This window comes from Flavobacterium sp. J372 (assembly GCF_024699965.1).
In the GTDB taxonomy this organism is placed as follows: domain Bacteria; phylum Bacteroidota; class Bacteroidia; order Flavobacteriales; family Flavobacteriaceae; genus Flavobacterium.
The window spans coordinates 435718-456397 of sequence record NZ_JAJOMZ010000004.1 but is presented as its reverse complement, the minus strand read 5'-3'; the positions used below and the strand labels follow the sequence as shown (position 1 = coordinate 456397).

Annotated in this window: 18 protein-coding genes and 1 pseudogene; 2 read left to right on the top strand and 17 right to left on the bottom strand. The window is 42.1% G+C overall.

What is annotated here, in order from left to right; all coding sequences use genetic code 11:
• Positions 1 to 6: 6 nt before the first annotated feature.
• The 14 genes and pseudogenes from LRS05_RS02470 to uvrC all read right to left on the bottom strand — a co-directional run bounded on the left by LRS05_RS02470 (position 7) and on the right by uvrC (position 16468).
• Positions 7 to 1161 carry an efflux RND transporter periplasmic adaptor subunit gene (locus LRS05_RS02470; protein ID WP_257866870.1) on the bottom strand — a complete coding sequence of 385 codons (1155 nt, stop codon included), beginning with the start codon at positions 1159 to 1161 and terminating at the stop codon, positions 7 to 9.
• 4 nt (positions 1162 to 1165) lie between these two features.
• Entirely contained in the window at positions 1166 to 1684 is a 519-nt protein-coding gene (locus LRS05_RS02465; RefSeq protein ID WP_257866869.1) for a GbsR/MarR family transcriptional regulator, read from the bottom strand.
• Between the two features lie 138 nt (positions 1685 to 1822).
• On the bottom strand, positions 1823 to 2206 hold the full coding sequence (locus LRS05_RS02460; RefSeq protein ID WP_257866868.1) for a septal ring lytic transglycosylase RlpA family protein: 384 nt from the start codon (positions 2204 to 2206) through the stop codon (positions 1823 to 1825).
• A 3-nt stretch (positions 2207 to 2209) separates the two neighbouring features.
• A complete protein-coding gene (locus LRS05_RS02455; protein WP_257866867.1) occupies positions 2210 to 2689 on the bottom strand; it encodes a septal ring lytic transglycosylase RlpA family protein in 480 nt (159 codons plus the stop codon).
• Between the two features lie 83 nt (positions 2690 to 2772).
• Positions 2773 to 3210, bottom strand: a complete 438-nt coding sequence (locus tag LRS05_RS02450; protein ID WP_257866866.1) for a hypothetical protein — start codon at positions 3208 to 3210, stop codon at positions 2773 to 2775.
• A gap of 65 nt (positions 3211 to 3275) precedes the next feature.
• Complete coding sequence (gene pgi, locus LRS05_RS02445; protein WP_257866865.1) at positions 3276 to 4931, bottom strand: glucose-6-phosphate isomerase; 1656 nt, start codon at positions 4929 to 4931, stop codon at positions 3276 to 3278.
• On the bottom strand, positions 4931 to 6157 hold the full coding sequence (locus LRS05_RS02440; RefSeq protein WP_257866864.1) for a peptidoglycan DD-metalloendopeptidase family protein: 1227 nt from the start codon (positions 6155 to 6157) through the stop codon (positions 4931 to 4933). Before LRS05_RS02440 ends, pgi begins: the two co-directional genes overlap by 1 nt.
• Positions 6158 to 6179: 22 nt before the next feature.
• A complete protein-coding gene (locus LRS05_RS02435) occupies positions 6180 to 7112 on the bottom strand; it encodes a tryptophan 2,3-dioxygenase family protein (RefSeq protein ID WP_257866863.1) in 933 nt (310 codons plus the stop codon).
• Positions 7113 to 7880 (bottom strand): DUF3108 domain-containing protein, encoded by a 768-nt coding sequence (locus LRS05_RS02430; RefSeq protein WP_257866862.1) that lies wholly within the window; start codon positions 7878 to 7880, stop codon positions 7113 to 7115.
• Positions 7881 to 8182: 302 nt separating this feature from the next.
• Positions 8183 to 9343 (bottom strand): 4-hydroxyphenylpyruvate dioxygenase, encoded by a 1161-nt coding sequence (gene hppD, locus LRS05_RS02425; protein ID WP_257866861.1) that lies wholly within the window; start codon positions 9341 to 9343, stop codon positions 8183 to 8185.
• A gap of 89 nt (positions 9344 to 9432) precedes the next feature.
• The gene (locus LRS05_RS02420; RefSeq protein WP_257866860.1) at positions 9433 to 10590 is read right to left on the bottom strand and encodes a homogentisate 1,2-dioxygenase; all 1158 of its coding nucleotides are present in this window, start codon (positions 10588 to 10590) and stop codon (positions 9433 to 9435) included.
• 233 nt (positions 10591 to 10823) lie between these two features.
• Positions 10824 to 12300: pseudogene (locus tag LRS05_RS02415) on the bottom strand (APC family permease).
• Between the two features lie 167 nt (positions 12301 to 12467).
• Entirely contained in the window at positions 12468 to 14672 is a 2205-nt protein-coding gene (locus LRS05_RS02410) for a patatin-like phospholipase family protein (RefSeq protein ID WP_257866859.1), read from the bottom strand.
• 2 nt (positions 14673 to 14674) lie between these two features.
• Positions 14675 to 16468 (bottom strand): excinuclease ABC subunit UvrC, encoded by a 1794-nt coding sequence (gene uvrC / locus LRS05_RS02405; protein WP_257866858.1) that lies wholly within the window; start codon positions 16466 to 16468, stop codon positions 14675 to 14677.
• 114 nt (positions 16469 to 16582) lie between these two features.
• Here uvrC and LRS05_RS02400 point away from each other — a divergent pair, with 114 nt between their 5' ends.
• Complete coding sequence (locus LRS05_RS02400; RefSeq protein ID WP_374707782.1) at positions 16583 to 17539, top strand: succinylglutamate desuccinylase/aspartoacylase family protein; 957 nt, start codon at positions 16583 to 16585, stop codon at positions 17537 to 17539.
• A 40-nt stretch (positions 17540 to 17579) separates the two neighbouring features.
• Here the strand turns inward: LRS05_RS02400 and LRS05_RS02395 are convergent, their stop codons facing one another.
• Positions 17580 to 18902, bottom strand: coding sequence for a Fic family protein (locus LRS05_RS02395; protein WP_257866856.1), 1323 nt, complete (start codon positions 18900 to 18902; stop codon positions 17580 to 17582).
• Between the two features lie 89 nt (positions 18903 to 18991).
• On the opposite strand from LRS05_RS02395, the gene LRS05_RS02390 reads away from it, so the two are divergent.
• Positions 18992 to 19570 (top strand): 5-formyltetrahydrofolate cyclo-ligase, encoded by a 579-nt coding sequence (locus LRS05_RS02390; RefSeq protein WP_257866855.1) that lies wholly within the window; start codon positions 18992 to 18994, stop codon positions 19568 to 19570.
• A gap of 42 nt (positions 19571 to 19612) precedes the next feature.
• Here LRS05_RS02390 and LRS05_RS02385 read toward each other — a convergent pair whose 3' ends face one another.
• Both LRS05_RS02385 and LRS05_RS02380 read right to left on the bottom strand, forming a co-directional pair.
• On the bottom strand, positions 19613 to 20212 hold the full coding sequence (locus tag LRS05_RS02385; RefSeq protein WP_257866854.1) for a lipoprotein signal peptidase: 600 nt from the start codon (positions 20210 to 20212) through the stop codon (positions 19613 to 19615).
• A gap of 83 nt (positions 20213 to 20295) precedes the next feature.
• Positions 20296 to 20676: a TraR/DksA C4-type zinc finger protein gene (locus tag LRS05_RS02380; RefSeq protein WP_257866853.1), complete on the bottom strand. Its 381-nt coding sequence runs from the start codon at positions 20674 to 20676 to the stop codon at positions 20296 to 20298.
• Between the last annotated feature and the right edge of the window lie 4 nt (positions 20677 to 20680).

The window sequence follows — 20680 nt, the reverse complement described above, 5'->3', positions numbered from 1 at the left end:
AAATTCTTATTTTTTGGTAACGGTTGTTGTTTTGGTTGTTGCCGTTGTTACAGTATCTTTAGCAGGTGTCGCGGTTTCTGCTTTGGCAGCCTGTTGCGGAACTATAGCCATACCATCTTTAAGCTTTGATGTTCCTTCCGTCACGATAACTTCTCCTGCCTCAAGGCCTTCACTTACCACGAAATTCAGTCCTGAAGTCGTGGCCGTTGTAATTACTTTAGATTTTACCGTATTGTCTTTCTGCACTACATAAACCATTTGTTTGCCCTGCATATCAAACACAGCATTTTGCGGTACAAGTATGGCATCTTTGCGCTGAATCGGGATGCGTACCACACCTGTGCTTCCGCTTCTCAAAACTGCTTCAGGATTGGCAAATTCCGCCCGGAAGTCGCTTGTACCCGTACCTTCGTTTACAAGTCCGCTCACGGTCTCCAGCTTACCTTTATGGTCATATTCGCTACCGTCAACCAACAGTAAGCTTACCGGGGGCACGTTGCTTAATTTCTGCTGAAGCGTTGCGCCTTTAAAAGTCTTTGTGAAGTTGAGCATTTGCTTCTCATTCATTGCAAAGTAGGCGCGCATTATTTTACTGTCACTTACAGTTGTCAATGGCATCTGGCTGTTAGCGCTTACAAGGCTACCTTCTTTATACGGGAGTGTGCCTATCACGCCATTTACAGGAGAGGTTATAGTACCATATCTTATAGTTGCCGCAACTGAAGCATAGGCAGCTTTTGCCTGCGCAAGGCGGGCTTTGGCAGTCTCTAATTGTACTTTAGAAATAATGTTGCGCTCTACCAGCGGCGCGAGCCTGTCAACTTCTACCTGCGCAGCATTTACATTAGCTCTGGCAGCAGCTGCATCCTGGTTAAGCGTTTGTGTCTCGAGCTTGAATAACAGCTGGCCCTTGCGTACCTGCTGGCCTTCGTCAACATATATCTTCTGGATGAAGCCGTCAACTTTCGGGCGGATCTCTACGTTCTGCTGCCCTTCAAGATTGGCAGTATATTCTTCATAAGTGGTGGCGTCCTGCCTTTCAACAGTCTGCACCGGGAAAGGCATCGGGCCTTGCGGCGGGGCCTGCTGTTCTTGCTTTTTTCCGCATGATGCCAGTATTGTTAAAGCGGCTATTGCGCTTAGGATGATTGTTTTTCTCATTGTTTTACTGATTGTTATTATTCTGATTGATGGTATTTGTTTTTTGTTGTTCAATTTGCTTAAACTTTTCAATAGTCTTCTGCAGGAGTATCTCTATCTCAAGTACATGCTGTTTATATGCCTGAACATTTTCATAATTAATCTGTTCTTCACGGCACGAAATATTCTTTTCACGGTAACAAAGCATCCTTTCGATGATGTCTTTCTCAAATTGGAGCATTTTCATGTAGTTGCCCATACGCTCGCTGAAAGGCGCCGGTTTGAAATACTTTTTCCTGTCACCGGGAAGCGTGTAATAGGTTATTTTGCCCAGTTTTTGCAACAGGTTGAGGTTTGTTGAAACTGAACTTTTACTGGCCGACATACGTTCTACCAGGTCTTCGAATGTAATGCCGCAGCGGCAGCCGTCAAGAATTAATGTTGCAAGTATTCGTGAGCCGAGCGGGGGCAGGTTGTGGTGTGTTTCGAAATGGATGCCAAACATCTCGATCAACTCCTCTTTCTCTTTCTGTAAATCTGACATGTTTTTACCTTTCTATTATTTGAGAGTGCAAAGGTAAATATTAGTTCGTTTACAACCGAACTAATCGAACTAATTTTTTGTTAAGAAAGTGTTAATCGCTTCACTGCACAAAAAATCCCGTCAGGGAAACGGGATGTATTAATTTAAAACTTCTATTCTTACGGTAATCTCACCATGATTCTTATTGTCGGTGATTTCCATGAAAGCTTTTTTAGATAGGTCAATGTCGCGTCCGCGTGAAAAAGGGCCGCGGTCATTGATAGTTACTACTACGGACTTATTATTTTTTAGGTTAGTAACCCTGACTTTGGTGCCGAAGTCGAGTTTTTTGTGGGCCGCAGTATATTTGCTGTTGCTGAACTTCTCGCCGCTGGCAGTTTTTTTACCGTTGAATTTATCGGCATAATAACATGCCACTGCCTTCTTATCATAGACCTTTCCGCCGGCAGCACTGCGTGACGAACCGCACGATGCAATTACTAACATCGTGAATATCAACAATACCGCAGCAATTTTACGCATGCGTTATTCTTCTATTATCTCGATTTTTACTTTAAAGGTGCCTGAGCCTTTATTGGAAGCTATTTCCATAAATGCCTGTTTGGTCAGGTCTATCTCAAGCTTTTTGCTGTAAGGCCCGCGGTCATTAACCTTCACATCAACCCACTTGCCGTTCTTTTCATTAGTCACCCTTACTTTTGTGCCGAATGGCAGCTTCATGTGGGCTGCTGTATATTTCTTATTGTGGAAACGCTCACCACTGGTAGTTTTGCGCCCGTTAAACTTGTCTGCGTAGTATGTTGCAAGCACATCTTTTTTATACAGCGTAAGCTTTGTTTCTTTTACCGCCGGTGCAGGTGCAGCCTCCGGTTTTTTCTCTTCAATTGTATCTGATTTGGTTTCAGCTACTTTTGCAATACGTACATTTTTAATTTCTCCGTTAGAAAAACCTGATGCAAGGAAAATCAACAAAATTGCGCTAAAAAGTGTGATGCCTTTCTTCATACTGTCTCATTTAGTTCGTACTCAGTTAACAAACATGGTGCCATTTTGCAATCATCAACTGCATAAACGGCTGAATTACTGAATTATAGCCACTGGCTATACGGGATTCTGCTCAATAATAATATTAAACCTATTAAATATAAATAACCTATTTTCTTGAATTTACCAGTGTCGTTCATATCCTTCTTATGTCTTGACCACCCGATAGTTATCAGTGTGAGGGCAATAAGATTGGTAAGCGGGTGTTCAACCAGCACAAGTCTTAAATCTGCATTTTTCATTACACCGCCCATACCTAAATCTTTTGCTGTCTGCATGTAAGGCGATGAAAACAAAAGCAATAGCCCAAGCAAAAGCTGTACATGCGAAAATATTAGTGCTATTAACGATATTTTTCTGTCGTTTGCCGTGAATGCACGTTTTTTTGACAGGCCTGCCAACGCGTTAAGTACGGCAATAAGTAATAGCCCCAGCGTAGCAAAGGCCCAGTAAGAATGCAGGTTTAAAACCGTTGTATACATGCTTCAAAATTTGTTTGGGGTAACAAATATAAAACATGCAGCCCGAAAAATCGTAAAAAGTTATGTTAATTTGCTTTCAGCCTGTTGTTTAAATAAGTTTTGAGCAATAGAGATGTAGAGCTATCATGCTCATTTACAGTGCCAGAGTTCATCTCATTGAGGATTGATGATGCAAGTTGTTTGCCAAGCTCAACGCCCCACTGGTCATAGCTGAAAATGTTCCAGATTACGCCCTGAACAAATATTTTATGTTCATACATTGCTATAAGCGCGCCTAATGTTTCAGGGGTTAATTTTTGGATAAGAATGGTATTTGTTGGTTTATTACCCTTAAACACTTTAAACGGCAAAAGGTATTCCGCTTCAGTCTTTTCCACACCGGCCCTGTCAAACTCGGCCATCACTTTTGCTTCTGTCTTACCGTTAAGCAACGCCTCAGTCTGCGCGAAAAAGTTTGACATGAGTTTATCATGATGATCGGTATTACCATGCAATGGCTGGCTAAACCCTATAAAGTCTGTCGGAATTAGTTTTGTGCCCTGGTGTATAAGCTGGAAGAACGCGTGCTGTGAATTTGTACCCGGTTCACCCCAGATTATTGTACCGGTCTGGTAATTTACAGGATAACCGTCACGGCCTGCACTCTTGCCATTACTTTCCATAATGCCTTGCTGCAGGTATGGCGCAAGTTTTTGCAGGTATTGTGTGTATGGTATAAGCGCCTCGCTTTCAGCGCCAAAGAAGTTGTTATACCAAATGCTTAAAAGCGCGAGCACAACAGGTATATTCTTGTCAAAAGATGCTGTACGGAAATGTTCATCCATGCTATTGGCGCCTTTCAGCAGCTTGTCGAAGTTATCAAAACCTACGGCGAGGCTTATTGAGAGGCCTACTGCGCTCCATAAAGAAAAACGGCCGCCAACCCAGTCCCACATCGGGAAAATATTGTCTTTGTCTATGCCGAACTCGGTAACTTTTTTAATATTGGTTGATACGGCTGCAAAGTGTTTTGCAATATCATCCTGCGATGCATTTTGCAGGAACCATGACCTTACCGTTTCAGCATTAGAAAGGGTTTCCTGAGTAGTAAAAGTCTTTGAAGCGACTACAAACAGAGTAGTTTCGGGATTAAGGCCTTTCAGGCTTTCCATTACATGGTCACCATCAACGTTTGATATGAAGTGTACATTAAGGTGATTTTTGTAGAATTTCAACGCCTGTACTACCATATCAGGACCGAGGTCACTACCGCCAATTCCTATGTTCACCACATCAGTAAATGGCTTTCCGGTATAGCCTTTACGCTGTCCACCAATTATTTCATCACAAAACTGCTTCATTTTAGCCTTTACAGCATAAACTTCCGGCATTACATCCTGCCCGTTTACCTCTACAGAAGCGTTTTCAGGCGCCCTGAGCGCTGTATGGAGTACTGCCCTGTTCTCTGTCCTGTTTATTGCCTCACCGCCAAAATATGCTTCTATGGCACCTTTAAGGTTTACCTCTTCCGCAAGTGAATTGAGGATTTGCAGCGTCGTTTCATTTATGATATTCTTAGAATAATCAACCAGAAAATCATTCCATTGTATATGGAACTTTTCAGCCCTGCGGGCATCTGTTGCAAACATATCCTGCATTGATGCATATTGCATTTCTTCAAAATGTTTACGTAGTTGCTGCCATGCGGCTGTTCCTGTCGGGTTGGTGTTTTCCAGTGCCATTATTCTTTAAATTTTATTTGTGCTATGCTGTCAAGTTCTTTTTTAAGTGGCGTCATATGGGCTATAAACCTTGGCAGGTGCTTTTTGGCCATCGGTTCGCTATTTGGCAGTTTTTGCCTAAGCGCATCAACCTGCACGCCATTTTTCCAGAAACGGTAGCAAACATGCGGCCCGGTTGCCAGGCCCGTACTGCCTACACGCCCTATAATATCGCCCTGGCTCACGCGCTGCCCACGGCGTACCAGTATTTTGCTCATGTGCAGGTATTGCGTGGCATAGGTACGGTTGTGCCTTACTTTTACATAATTGCCATTGCCAGATGTAAAGCCCGTCTGCTCAACGGTACCGCTTGCGGTTGTCATGATAGGTGTGCCGTGCGGGGCGGCATAGTCAGTGCCATTATGGGCTTTCCAACGCATTTGTACAGGATGGAAACGCCTTGCAGAAAATCGCGAACTGATGTGTATGAATTTAAGCGGGGCTTTCAGGAACATATTCTTCAGCACTTTCCCTTCCTCATCATAATAATCATATTTGCGCGCATTTTCATCCTGTTTGAACGGAAATGCATAAATACGTTTTCCTTTGTATTCAAAGAAAGATGACTCTATATTTACAATACCGGCATAAACTGTATCGCTTATGTAGCGTTCATTTACAGCAACAGCAAATTTATCACCTTTTTGTATTTTAAAGAAGTCGATTGACCATGCATATATTTCCGACAGTTCATGCGCCAGGGCGGGGCTTGCACCTGCATTACTTAGGGTTTCTGACAATGAACCTTCAATTTCAGCAGCTATCACCCTGCGTTTTATGCTTACGGGGCGCTGCTTTTTATAGACCACTACCGAATCTCTAAGGTCAACTACATAATAGCTCATGTTATCAGGCTGGTAAACAAAAACCCTAAGAGAATCAGACTTTTTATCTTTCAAGAGAGTGTAAGGCTTACCTGCACGAATGTCACGAAGGTCAAACGAATCTTTTACTTTTTCTGTGATATTATGGATGGCTGCTGCACCATAGCCTTCGCTTTCAAGTATCTTCCCGAATGTATCGCCTGATTTTATAGTATCATTAATTACTTTAAAATCATTTAGCGTAAAGCCGAATTCCTTTACAATCTTTTCCTTTTTTACGGCCGGCTTTGGCTTTACACCCTCCTTATCTTTATTACAGGCAATAAGCGTGAACAATAATAGTATGACAGCAATATATCTCAACCTTTATATCCCTTTCCCTTTATTATACGTTTTCTCCCCAAGATTTTAGTTCTTCCTCACTCCATAGTTCAGGGAAAAATATCCTGCGCTGGTAACGCGGGTGCATATATTTTTTCCAGTCGCTGCCACCTGTAGCTTCCTGCGGGCCGTCAACGCTTTCAATATATTTTTTAGCTGTGTTGTAATGCCCCATCACCCAGGTAACGTTTACTGTATAGTCATAATGGCGCATGGCCTTTATGAGCTTAGGGTCATTCTGAGTTTCTTCAGGCAGCTGCTTAAACTTACGCCAGATATTTATAGTGTTGTATTCCTCCATAAAATCGAGAAACTGCTTTTTATATTTCCTTTCAAATTCAGCCAGCAGGTATGATTTTTCACCCGTTTTGTAATCCTTTCCGGCTGCCTGCCAGTACAAGTGCTCCAGCGCATGCTCATAAGGCGTATTCCTGTCAATAGTGGCGCGGTAGCGGTAATCTATGAGATTGATAAGGTCGGTAGATGCAAACTCAATCAACCTGTATTGTGCGCTCTGGAAACCGCTTGCGGGGGTAAGATTGTGGCGGAATTTCATATACTGCTCTACATCCATCCCGTCACGCATGATGTCAAAAGATGTGGTAAGCATATCAAAATACCGGCTTACGCGCATCAGTTTTTCTGTAAAGAAATCTGTTGACGGCACTTCGGTATGGCAGAGCTGGTCAATCTCCCAAAGCATCATCTTAAACAATAACTCATTGATTTGGTGATACATTATGAACACCATCTCGTCAGGCAGCACTGTACGCTGTATCTGCAAATTCAATAAGGCATCGGTTTGTATGTAATCCCAATATGTAATTGGTTTAGAATAAATCAAGCCTTCAAGATGTGTTTCCGTCTTTTGGTTCAGCGACTTGAAACGTTCATCAATTTCATTAAGTTTTTGCAGTATATCAGGTGTGAATTCCATTTATTTTCCTGTTATTTTTAAAGGATATTTCAATCCTTTAACTTCATCAATATCAGCCTTTAGTGATCCAACGGCAAGGCTCGCTTTTATACGGATAGGTACCTTATTGTCATCATCGCTTATCCATACCGTAAGGCTCTCCTGCTCTTTAAAAACACGGCCGGCCTGTACATAAGGCCTGAATATCATGCACGGCACTTTGCCCCATTTTGTCTGTATGGTTTCCCTGCCGATATATTTAAGCCTGAATTTTGTAACCTCATCATCAAAAAACATATCGACAGCAATAGATTCACCCACCGCCATTTTGTCAACATGCGGATGATTCCGCAGGTAGTAAAAAGTTGACACAATGTCCTGCACATCTTCTGTTACCGTAAATGTTTTTGTAGTATTGTGTTTATAATCTTTTACAGTAACAGTATTAGCTGCCTGATTAAAAAACCCTTCCTGATTCTTGGTGTAGCCTCCCTCATCAATTTTCCTGACAAACTGGTAAGGCTTGCCTGTGGTTTTGTCAAAATAGCTTTGGTAATCGTCTTTAACTTTGAAGAAAAATTTGGTCATACCGGTAGTATAGCCATTGCCTACAACATGATGCACTTTCTTATTGTTGCGCACGGCCTCTTTTACCTCAAGGGTCGCGTAGCCTGCATTTACAACACCATAATGTATACGGAATTTAAAGAATTCGCCTGTAGTGAAAGCTCCTTGCGAATATGCATTGCCAACGGTAAAAAGTATAAGTAACGCAAGTAATTTTTTCATTTCGTTTTTTATGTTTTGGTATTCTTACCAACGGAAATGCAATTTCTGTTCCAAAAGTAAGAAACAAAAAAACCCAGTCAAAATAATGACCGGGTTTTTATGCTATTAACCAACCAAAAAACTATAAATTATGAAAATTTACTTGCTTCCAAAGGAGGTTTATGACTTCTCCTTTTTTGCGGTGCAAATGTATTTACAATTTTTGAATTATTATCTGTAAAAAACTAAGTTTAACACACTTAATTCAAAAAACACATATATTGGCGGTTCAAAATTATATTATGTTTAAAAATAATACGCTTTTACAATGTACCTCTTAATGCCTGCTCACGTTCAATGCTCTCAAACAGCGCTTTAAAGTTACCGGCACCAAAACCACGGGCGCCCATACGCTGTATAATTTCAAAGAAAAGTGTCGGCCTGTCTTCTACTGGCTTAGTAAATATCTGTAACAGATATCCTTCCTCATCAGCATCAACCATTATACCAAGCTTCTGAATTTCAAGGATATCTTCCTTAAATGCTCCGCGGTGCGCACCAAGCCTTTCCGGCACGGCATCATAATAAGCCTGGGGTGGCTGGCTAAGGAACTCTACACCCCTTGCTTTCATGTCTGACACAGTCTTGATAATATCATCGGTAGCCACAGCTATATGCTGTACGCCGGGCCCGCCATAAAAATCAAGATATTCTTCAATCTGCGATTTCTTTATACCTTCAGCAGGCTCATTGATAGGGAACTTAATGCGGCCGTTGCCATTGCTCATAACTTTACTCATAAGCGCCGAATATTCGGTATTGATCTGCTTATCATCAAACGAAAGGAAGTTTACAAAGCCCATTACCTCTTCATACCACTTAACCCATACATTCATCTCGTTCCAGCCTACGTTGCCAACCATATGGTCTATGTACTTAAGGCCAACAGGAGCAGGGTTATAGTCAGATTTCCATTCACGATACCCCGGAAGGAAAGTGCCGTTGTAGTTTTTTCGCTCCACAAACATATGCACCGTCTCGCCGTAGGTATAAATACCGGCACGAACCACTTCACCAAACTCGTCAGTTTCAACTGTTGGCTCCATGTAAGGCCTTGCGCCACGTGCAGTTGTTTCTTCAAAAGATTTACGTGCATCATCAACCCATAGCGCCACTACCTTTACGGCGTCACCATGCTTTACGATATGGTCATTTAAAGGCGAATCTCCCTTAAGCGGCGTTGTAAGCACAATGCGTATTTTGTCCTGTTTCAGCACGTATGATGCTCGGTCTTTAACTCCTGTTTCCAATCCGGCATAGGCCAGCGACTGAAAGCCGAAAGCCGTTTTGTAAAAGTGTGCCGCCTGCTTGGCGTTGCCCACTATAAATTCAACATAGTCTGTACCCAGAAGCGGCAGGAAATCCTGTGCCCCTTCAAATATTTTTTCAAGTCCGTATTCTACGCTCTTTATCTCGTTGCTCATTGTTGTTTTTTTTAAGTTATTTGATCCGCTTCATTCCTCCGAGTGAAGCTGTCCTCTCTCTTTGGGAGAGGGCTAGGGAGAGGCTTTTTTTACTCAACCCACGATTTATAATACTTGCCATCATCAAGGCCCATTGCCTCTTCAGTCACCATCAGCGGGCGGAAGGTATCAACCATCACGGCAAGCTCTTCGGTAATTGTCTGGCCAATGCTGCGTTCCATTGCTCCCGGTGCAGGGCCGTGCGGTATACCTTTAGGGTGAAGTGTTATATGCCCCTGCTCTATGTTATTGCGGCTCATGAAATCGCCATCAACATAGTACAACACCTCATCACTATCTATATTGCTGTGGTTATATGGCGCAGGTATAGCTTTAGGGTGATAGTCATAAACCCTTGGGCAGAAAGAGCACACTACAAAAGTAGATGTCTCAAAAGTCTGGTGTACCGGAGGCGGCTGGTGCACGCGGCCTGTAATCGGCTCAAAGTTGTGTATGCTGAAGCCGTACGGGAAGTTATAACCGTCCCAGCCTATTACGTCAAACGGGTGTGTGGCATACACCACCTCATGCATTATGCCTTCTTTTTTAATCTTGATGAGGAAATCGCCTTTTTCGTCATAAGTTTCCAGCTGGTGCGGAAGCTTGAAGTCGCGCTCGCAAAACGGCGAATGCTCAAGGTGCTGCCCGCTTTGGTTTTTGTAGCGTTTTGGCGTATAGAATGGCGCTATAGACTCTACATAAAATAGGCGGTTATCTTCAGTATCAAAATCTATCTGGTAAATCATGCCGCGCGGAATGATAAGGTAGTCTCCGTATTCAAACGGAATGTTACCCATGAATGTGCGCAGCGTACCGGTGCCTTTATGGATGAAGATCATTTCATCAGCATCAGCATTTTTATAAAAATAGCTGCGAAGCGATTTGCGGGGCGCCGCCAGCCCGATGATACAGTCGCGGTTTACCAGCATGGCTTTACGGCTGTCAAGAAAATCATCCTGCGGCTTCAGCTCAAAACCTTTCAGCAGCAAAGATTTTATATTCTTATCTATGGCAATTTTTGGCTCTACCGAGTATGATTTTTTAATCTCTTTTACCTGCGTAGGCCTGTGCACATGGTATAGCAAAGAAGAGTGACCATGAAAGCCCTCAGTACCGAAAAGCTGCTCATAGTAGAGCCCGCCGTCCGGCTTCTCAAATTGAATGTGTCTTTTATGAGGGATATTACCCACTTTATGATATATCGGCATAGTGTCTCAATGTATTAATTAATAAAACAGTTCAGGTAAATGCCGCTCATTCAGGATTTCTCTTGATGAGGAATTTAAGATGTGCCAACAAATCTGTCCAATGCAAATTCATACCCTACAAATATCGGAAAAATTAATTTTCGGCAGGTTTTTTTGAGAAAAAAACAACATATCATATTTTAAATAAAAAATCCCGCTGAAGCTCAACGGGATTTATATTATTAAATGAAATGTTATTCTTCAGGGGCAAATGGCCCTTTGCCTATTTTACTGTTACGCTTACCATAGGCATAATAAACCAAGAAGCCTACCACAAGCCAAGAAAGTGACAACAGCTGCGCATCAACACTCAGGTTTATCATGAGGTAAATATTGATTATGATTCCCAACGTTGCAATTACCGGCAATGCAGGCACTTTAAATGTACGCTCAAGATGCGGCTGTTTTACCCTTAGTATCCATACAGCTATACAAACCATAGTAAAGGCGAACAGCGTACCGAAACTCGTCATATCGGCCAGCTTATTAATTGGTGTAAACGCAGCTACAATTGATATAAAAGTACCTAAAATAATAAGATTTCTCTTTGGTGTGCCTGATAAAGCATGTATCCTTGAGAAAACCGGCGGTATAAGCCCGTCTTTAGACATCCCGAGGAATATTCTTGACTGGCCCATAATCATCACCATAAGTACAGATATCAAACCTACTGTTGCAGCTATAGTGATAATGTAGCCTGCCCAGGCCTGGCCTGCAATATCAAAAGCATAGGCCACCGGGGCTTTAATAGCTTCAGGGTATTGACCAAGCGGGTCAAAATCTTTATAGTTCATCATACCGGTAAGTACTAGCGATACCATTATGTAAAGCGCCGTACATACCAATAGCGATACAATAATGGCAAAAGGCACATCTTTCTTAGGGTTGATAGCTTCACCTGCCTGAGTTGAAACAGCATCAAAACCTACGTAAGCAAAGAAAATGGCCGCAGCACCGGATATAATACCGCCGACACCATAGGCTTCATGGCTTGTTGTTTTATCTACAATTGTTGTAGCCTCAGGGATAAATGGTGTCCAATTCTCAATGTTTACAAAGAAAAGGCCTGCGAGTATTACAAATATTACCGCTGAAACCTTTAAAATAACGATGAAGTTATTTGCTTTTGCAGCACCTGATGTTCCACGGGTAAGTATACCTATTACTATCAAAACAATGAGGAATGCAGGCAGGTTCATTGAGAAACCTTCACCGGTATAGCTTGCAGGGTCGGTTGTAAGATATTCGGGTAATACTATCCCGAACATTTTGAGCATTTTATTAAAATACCCCGACCATGATACGGCGACCGTCATTGAGCCCATGGCATATTCTAATATAAGCCCCCAGCCAATAATCCATGCAAATATCTCACCTATTGTACCATATGCATACGCATACGCAGAACCTTCAACAGGAAGGATTGATGAAAAACTCAGAATAGCAAAGCGCAGCAAAAACACACGCAATACCTGCAATAATGAAAGATATTGCCAGTGCAGGCCCGGCATGATAATAGGCGCCTGTACCTGTAAGTACAAAAATACCGCCGCCAATGATAGCGCCAATGCCTATGGCCGTAAGGCTCCATTTGCCCAGTACGCGCTTTAATTCACTCTTTTTCATGTCTGCCTCAAAGGCCGACACGGGTTTAACTCTCCACTTGGACATAGTATTTAGTTTGGTATTAGAATGCCAAATATAGGGTTTTTATGAAAATTTTAATGTTTTTAGGAATTAATAGGTTGATTTGTTGATTTGTCAATTCGTTGATTCGGCTTCAGAGGGAATAAATTATTAATTCCAAATGAACAAATTAACGAATAGACAAATCAACACTAGAACCAAAAGCCTACGCTAAACCAGGTATGATGATCTTTAGTTTCGGGAGACCAGCTGTGCTTTATTTCGATAGGGCCAATGATGGTTTCCATACCGTAGCCAAATGCGTAACCGCTATAGCGCGGTATTGATAAAATTTCACCCTCATCATAAAGGTCATATCCTACGTTAGCAAAATTTGCGCTGAAATTTATATGATTTTTACGGTATATTTCATAATCAAGCGTGAGTACACCCTTTAAGAAACTGTTGCCTGAAATGCTGAGGAAGTCATAGCCGTAGAAATGGCGCAGGCCATTGGTTACCTGGAAACCATACCCCCCAAGGATAAAATCAAATGTTGGTACTGTGTTATCGCCTATAGTGAAACCTGTTTCAGCCTGCAGTTCAACAACAAGCCCTTTATAAAGCCGTTTAGCTGTACCAAATTCACCTTTTAAGATACTGAACCTGCTAAAGTCTCCGGTGTAATCTGACGAATAAAGGAACTGCTTCCCTTCACCTGCAAAATACCATCCTTCAGAAGGGAAATATCTGTTATCATACGAATCAAATTTAAGATACCCATAAGCCGAGAAATAGTCGCTATTGTCAAATACCGGAGTTAGACCCGGAAATGTATCTGATTTGATTTTCATATGCTTCAGCTCAACCCCTGCACCGAGCATAAAGCGCTGTGCAAAAAGCGTTTGTATATAAATCTGGTTTGTCCAGTCGCTGTAATCAAAGTTGATGGATTCTATACCAAAAATTTCCTTTAGCTCTCCAACAGAGTAGTCGGCATAAAGATTACGATTGAATTGTGTTAGATAGGAGTGGAAACCATAACTTAGATGAAATCCGTTGTCAAGATAATAGTCAAAAGTATACCGGAAGTTATCGCCCAGAACCACATCAAGCGAAGCAACATCATTACGAAGGAAAAGGTTTTTCTGGGTAAGATTTACAAGTATCCCGCTTTTATACAATCCGTCATAATGCAGGCCGAATTTAAGATAACGGTTTGTTGGCGTTTCCTTTAACTGAAGGTCAAGCACATCACCTCCCTGCGTACCTTGACGGAAAGAGTAGCTGATTGAATTAAAGTTCTGGGTGGCATTCAGGTTATTGATTCCGTTGCTCAGCTGGTCTTGCGTGATGGTAGCGCCTGACTTAAATTTAAGTTTCCCAATCACGTATGATCGTGTAAAATTATTGAGCCGGTTGATGTTGATATACTCTACTTTAATGGTATCGCTTAGCCGTATCTTCGCTTTTTCTTTAAGTACACCATCACCCAAGGGTGCAAGTTTATCAATTGCTGCCCGGGCAGCTTCTTCGCCTTTGGCAATAATATTTTTACCCAGGTCAAATGAAATCACGGTATACCCTTCAATATCAGGTTTTATATAGATGTCGGTCTGCTTACGCTTTTCATCCATCTTTTGTATCATCTGGTAGTTGTTTATCTGTACAAGCACACCTGTAGCGCCACGTATCTGGTCACGCGTTTTCAGGCCGTCCTGCACATCAACACCAATAATAATGTCCGCGCCCATTTTCCTGATTTCCTCAATCGGGTAGTTGTTGGTAACGCCCCCGTCAATCAAGAGGCGTCCGTTTATTTCTACCGGGTAGTAAAGTGATGGGAAAGCCCCGCTGGCTAAGATAGCATCAGGCAGTATACCTTCTTTTAGTACCACTTCTTCACCGGTTTCTATATCTGTGGCAATACATACAAAAGGTATGGGCAACTTATCAAAATCACGCACGTGGCGCACATGGTCAGTCAGCCTGTTGATGGTAGTATAGTTATACAATCCTTTTGACAATGCCGTAGGGAAACCAAGCCGGAACTTATCGAAAGGAAGTGTCAGGGCATAAATTTCATCATTCCTTTTTTCAAAGAAGTTTTTAGAGCCACGAGGGGTATAATCCTGCAGCAGTGCATCAGCATCAAGGCTGTTGAAGATAGAATCAAGTTCTTTAGCCGAATAGCCTGCAGCATATAGCCCGCCAACGATAGCCCCCATGCTGGTACCGCCAATATAAGACACTTCAATGCCCTGTTCTTCAAGTACCTTAAGTACACCTATATGTGCCAGGCCTTTTGCCCCGCCGCCGCTCAATACCACGCCAACTTTAGGCTTAGCTGTTTTCTGCTCCTGTGCAATCACGGCGCTAAAGATTAGTAACAGTATGGCTATGAGGCAGTTTCTCATTGTTATTCTTTCGGCTTGTAAAAGTCGGTAATTTTTTTGGCTTTGCTCGGGCCAACCACCTTTATAATTTCTTCTTCGGGTGCGGCTGCCAATCTTTTAACTGATTTAAAATGTTTCAACAGCGTTATCATTGTTTTTTCACCAATACCCGGTATAGAAACAACCGATGTTTGCAACGCGCCTTTGCTGCGCTTGTCACGATGGTGCGTAATACCGAAACGGTGCGCCTCATTGCGCAGGTGCTGTATGATTTTCAGCGTTTCGCTTTTTTTGTCAAGGTACATTGGCACAGAATCTCCCGGGTAGTAAATTTCTTCCAGCCGCTTGGCAATGCCGATAATGGTTATCTTCCCGCGCAGGCCTAGCTCTTCCAGGCTTTTCAATGCTGATGACAGTTGCCCCTTACCACCGTCAATGATTATAAGCTGAGGCAATGGTTCATTTTCAGCTAAGAGGCGTTTATACCGGCGGTGCACTACCTCTTCCATACTGGCAAAGTCATTAGGGCCTTCTACAGTTTTTATATTGAAATGCCGATAATCTTTCTTGCTAGGCTTGCCGTCTTTAAATACCACGCATGCCGAAACCGGATTTGTACCCTGTATGTTACTGTTATCAAAGCACTCAATATGACGTGGCTCTTCAGTCAGGCGAAGGTCTTTCTTCATTTGGGCCATGATGCGGTTTGTGTGCCTGTCGGGGTCTACAATTTTGATTTGCTTCAGCTGGTCCATCCTGAAGAAACGGGCGTTGCGCTCGCTCAGGTCAAGTATCTGCTTTTTATCTCCCAATTTAGGTACCGTTACAATTACACCCTCACCAAGGTCAACAGGGTGCGATGCCAGCACTTCTTTTGAAGTCAGGTTAAAGCGGTCACGTAATTCTACTATCGCAATTTCCAGCAATTCATCATCCGGCTCGTCAAGCTTTTTCTTGATTTCCATGGTATGTGAGCGGATGATGGCGCCATGTGATACCTGTATAAAGTTGACGTATGCCATGCTTTCATCACTAATGATACTGAATACGTCGAGGTTCTTTATTCGCGGGTTAAATACCGTGCTACGGGCCTGGTATCTTTCCAGTATATCTATCTTATTCTTTATCTTTTGCGCCTCCTCAAACCGCATCTCTGCGGCCAGTTCCTGCATCAAGGTTTTAAAATCACGAAGGCTTTCTTTAAAATTGCCTTTTAAAATTTCGCGTATTTTGTTTACATGGTCCTGGTAGTTTTGGTATGTATCATGCCCTTCGCATGGGCCTTTGCAATTACCTATGTGATACTCCAGGCAAACTTTGTACTTTCCTGACCGTATATTGGTTTCGGTTAAGTCGTAGTTGCAGGTGCGCAGGGGGTACAATTCCTTTATCAGGTCAAGAAGCGTGTAAACCGTTTTAAATGATGTGTACGGGCCAAAATACTCCGACCCATCCTTTATCACATTTCTAGTCGAAAAAACCCTGGAGAAGGGCTCTTTCTTGATGCAAATCCATGGGTATGATTTATCATCCTTGAGCAGAACATTGTATCTCGGCTGAAGTTTTTTTATAAGGTTATTCTCCAAAAGCAATGCTTCACTTTCAGTTGGTACCACTATGTGCTTTATGGTATTGATTTTCCGAACCATAACGCGTATGCGCCCGCTTTCATTTACCTTGTTGAAATAAGACATTACACGCTTCTTCAGGTTCTTGGCCTTGCCTACATACAGCAGCCTTTCGTCTTTATCAAAATACTGGTACACACCCGGGCTGTCGGGCAAAGTCTGTATCTGTAATTCAAGGGGAGTTTGCATACTGCAAAGTTACGCCAAGAGCGGCAATTATCAAATGGTTATCAATCAACCGAAAAGATACTGATTTATTACAGAAATTGCTGTATAATTTCTATTTTTATGCTTTCAATATATATGGCAAACCATAAAGACATTACCATTTTAAAAGAAACCGTAAAGCCCGGCGAAAGCAAAACCATTAATCTTGAGATTGCACGCCTGCACACTATGACCCGCCTTAAAATCCCGATTATTGTGGAACGCAGCAAGGTTGATGGCCCGGTAGTGCTTTTCACGGCAGGATTGCATGGTGACGAAATAAACGGTGTTGAAATTGTACGCCAGCTTATTGTAAGGAAGATAAACAAGCCGAAAATTGGAACTATAATTTGCATACCCATCATCAATGTTTTCGGGTTTGTAAACAAAAGCCGGGAGTTTCCCGACGGGCGCGACCTCAACCGCGTTTTCCCGGGGAGTAAGTCGGGCTCGCTGGCCAGCCGCTTTGCGTATTATCTTTTAAAAGAAGTTATCCCGCATGTAGACTATTGTGTAGACTTCCATGCCGGTGGCGCCAGCCGTTTCAACGCTCCACAGATACGTATAGTACCCGGCAATGGTGAACTGAAACAACTGTCTGATGTTTTTAATGCTCCTTTTACGCTGTACTCAAAAAACATTAGCGGGTCTTTCCGTTCATCTTGCGATAAGCTGGGGGTAAAAATGCTGCTGTTTGAAGGCGGAAAATCGCTCGACATTAATGACGAAGTTACACAGGAAGGTGTGAACGGCGCCAAGCGTTTTCTGAAACACTTTGACATGTTGAGCCCGAAAAAGAAAGCCAAAGAACCGGGCATGCCGACTATCTATATTGAAAAATCAGGCTGGATACGTGCACGCCACAGCGGCCTTTTCCAGAATAAGGCCATAGCCGGGCAATTTGTAGAAAAAGGTGAGGTCATTGCCTGCATTACTGACCCTTTCGGCAAATTTGAGCAGAAGGTAAAAGCGCCAAACTCAGGTTATATCATCAATGCCAATGATGCACCAATTGTGTTTCAGGGCGATGCGATTTTTCATATAAGCCAGTGAGGTTATTTGTTTCAGGTTTAAAGTTTCAGGCTAGGCTGAATTAAAGCTCTTTTTCTTTTTCAGCAATTTTTTGTTCGATAAAGTCTTTGTGGCGTTTAAGTTCCGGGTTAATAATTTCATCTACTTCTAAATCTGTCAGTTTTATTCCATATGGCTTCATGCCTACAAACACGCCATTTGCATGAATTTCATAATATGTTGGAAGTAGCTTAAAGTAGAATAACATCTCAAAATCAAAATCTTCATAACCTACAAGTGAAAATTTTTGGAATAATATTTTGATAGAAATAGCCTTAAAATTCTCAACATTCATAGTTTTTATGTTGTCAAAGTCTAAATCGATAATTGGATTAGTACTAATCTTGAGTACAGAATGTAATTTCAGATAAAATTTACTTAATTTAGAATTTTTGTCTAAAGTTCTGTCGTTTATTTTTTTTATTACTTGGTCAATAGTAAACAAGACACTGTTTCTTGATTTACCAATTTTGGAACTTTGCCCCAAACTATGCAATCTCTTCTCCAACAACGCAATCTCCTTATCAATATCATCAGGTTCTTCAATGCTTTCACCTTTTGCGCCGGCAATCATAATTTCAAGAGAGCGGTTCAGATTTTGGGCAATGTAGTCAATGAAGGGTTCTAAATTATCAGCATCTGCAAGGCGTAAAACAGCATAATAGTTTTCTTTATCTTCAGTTTTTATGATAACTGGTGGATACCCAAACTTCATCAATATAAAGTTCATCAATATACGGGCGGTACGTCCATTACCATCATCAAACGGATGTATGCGGATAAATTTATAATGGAACTCAGCCGCCAATAGTATCGGATTGATGTCTGCTTCAGCGATTTTTTCATTATACCAGGCCATCAGGTCACCCATTTTGGAAGGTGTTTCTTCAGGTGTCGCGAAATAGAACATTTCGCCTGTTTTGGTGAGCACATGGTTGGGCATTTTTTTGTAATCTCCAACAATCACTTTCTTCTTTGTCGGCTTGCCGTCAGGAGTCTGAGCATCAACTTCATATGATTCTTTCAACAAAAGTTTATGTACATCTCTTATAAAACTTTCATTTAGTGGCCTGTCACCTTGTAAAATTTCTAATACCCAGTTGATGGCTTCATTATGCCCTGTAACTTCAAAATGGTCTTTAAGTGGCTTCCCCTGCGCCGTCACACCAAATAGAATCAGTGCTTTGGTCTCTCCATATGTGAGCGAGTTTCCCTCAAGGTTATTGGAGTGATAATTCCAGTCCAAACGGAATTTCTGCATTATCCTTGCCTCTTGCTCTTTTTCTAAAGGTCGGAGATTGTCCAATTGCTGTTTAAGTTCTAATGCTTTAAGTATCTCTTCCATCCTGAACAGGTTTGTTTCAAACAAATTTAGTTTTAAATCGTTACAAAAACGAATTTGCCTTTAATGATTGATTTTTTACTTTTACAAGGATGACCAAAAAAGAACTCCGCATAAAATATAAGGCCCTACGCCAGCAATTATCCCAAAATGAGATTGAGGATAAAAGCCTGCTTATTGCCAACAAACTGCTCGGTTTGCCAATCTGGGATAAGAAGTACTACCACCTGTTTCTTACGCTGGTGGAGCAAAAAGAGGTACACACTGATTTTATCCTGAATATATTGGGTGGGAAAGACAAAGAAGTGGTGGTGTCGCGGTCTGATTTTGAAACGATGACGATGGTGCATTACCTGCTTACAGACGGCACCCGTCTTGTAAAAAGCGCTTACGGCATACCCGAACCGGTTGAAGGGATTGAAGTACCGTCACAAAAGATAGATGTGGTTTTTGTCCCCTTGCTTGCTTTTGATGAAAGAGGCCATCGCGTAGGCTACGGAAAGGGCTTTTACGACCGTTTCCTGAACGAATGCCGGGAAGATGTAATTACCGTTGGGTTGTCGTTTTTCGAAGCAGAGAGCAAACCTATTGAAGCCAACGAGACAGATGTGCCACTAGACTATTGCGTTACTCCGGAGCTAGTTTACAGTTTTCAGTCACAGTCACAGTAAGCAGGCGCATCACAGACTGAAAACTGTTACTGCGACTTGCGACTACTTCTTCGGAAACGCCTTTTTATTGAAAACAATCAATATCCCCACACCTACCGAAATAGCTGCATCGGCGATGTTGAAAATTGCGTTGAAGAATGTGAAGAATTTACCGCCCCATATCGGTAGCCATGTAGGCAGGTTGCCGCTCCATATCGGGAAATACAACATATCCACCACTTTTCCGTGGAAGAGTGTACCATATGGCTTGTCTGAAAACAACGTTGCTACATTACCATTAAGGCTATGGTCAAATATTACTCCGTAAAATACCGAGTCGATAATGTTACCGAAAGCACCGGCCAATATCAGCGATATTGATACAATAAGATAAGGCGACATGTGCTTTTTTACCGAATCATGCAGCCACCAGGCAATACCGGCGACAGCTGCAATCCTGAATAATGTAAGGAATAATTTGCCAAATGTGCCGGGAATTTCAGCGCCCCATGCCATACCTTCATTTTCCACAAAATATATCTGAAACCAACTGAAAACATGCACCTTTTCACCTTCGTAAAAGTTGGTTTTGATGTATATTTTTGAAACCTGGTCTATAATCAGGATTATAATGGCAAGCAGGTACGCTTTCTTTAATGACATCGTAAAAAATTTAAGGGCAAAAGTAATTCAATTTAAATAAAAAAACGCCCTGTAAAGAGCGTTTTAAATTGTTATTGCAATGCTTATCGCTGCATGTTCTTTGCCTCAATGCTCATTGTGGCGTGAGGAACAAGCTTAAGCCTTTCTTTACTGATGAGCTTTCCGGTTACTTTACAGATGCCGTAAGTTTTATTCTCAATCCTTATAAGTGCATTCTTCAGGTCGCGGATAAACTTCTCCTGGCGTATGGCCAACTGAGAGTTTGCTTCTTTGCTCATGGTTTCGCTGCCTTCTTCGAATGCCTTAAACGTTGGCGACGTGTCGTCTGTACCATTGTTAAGGTCGTTCATATAAGCGCTTTTTATAAGGTCAAGGTCGGCTTTTGCCTTTTCAATCTTTTTAGTGATCAGTTCTCTGAACTCTGCCAAATCGGCGTCTGAGTATCGTATTTGCTCATCTACCATCGTC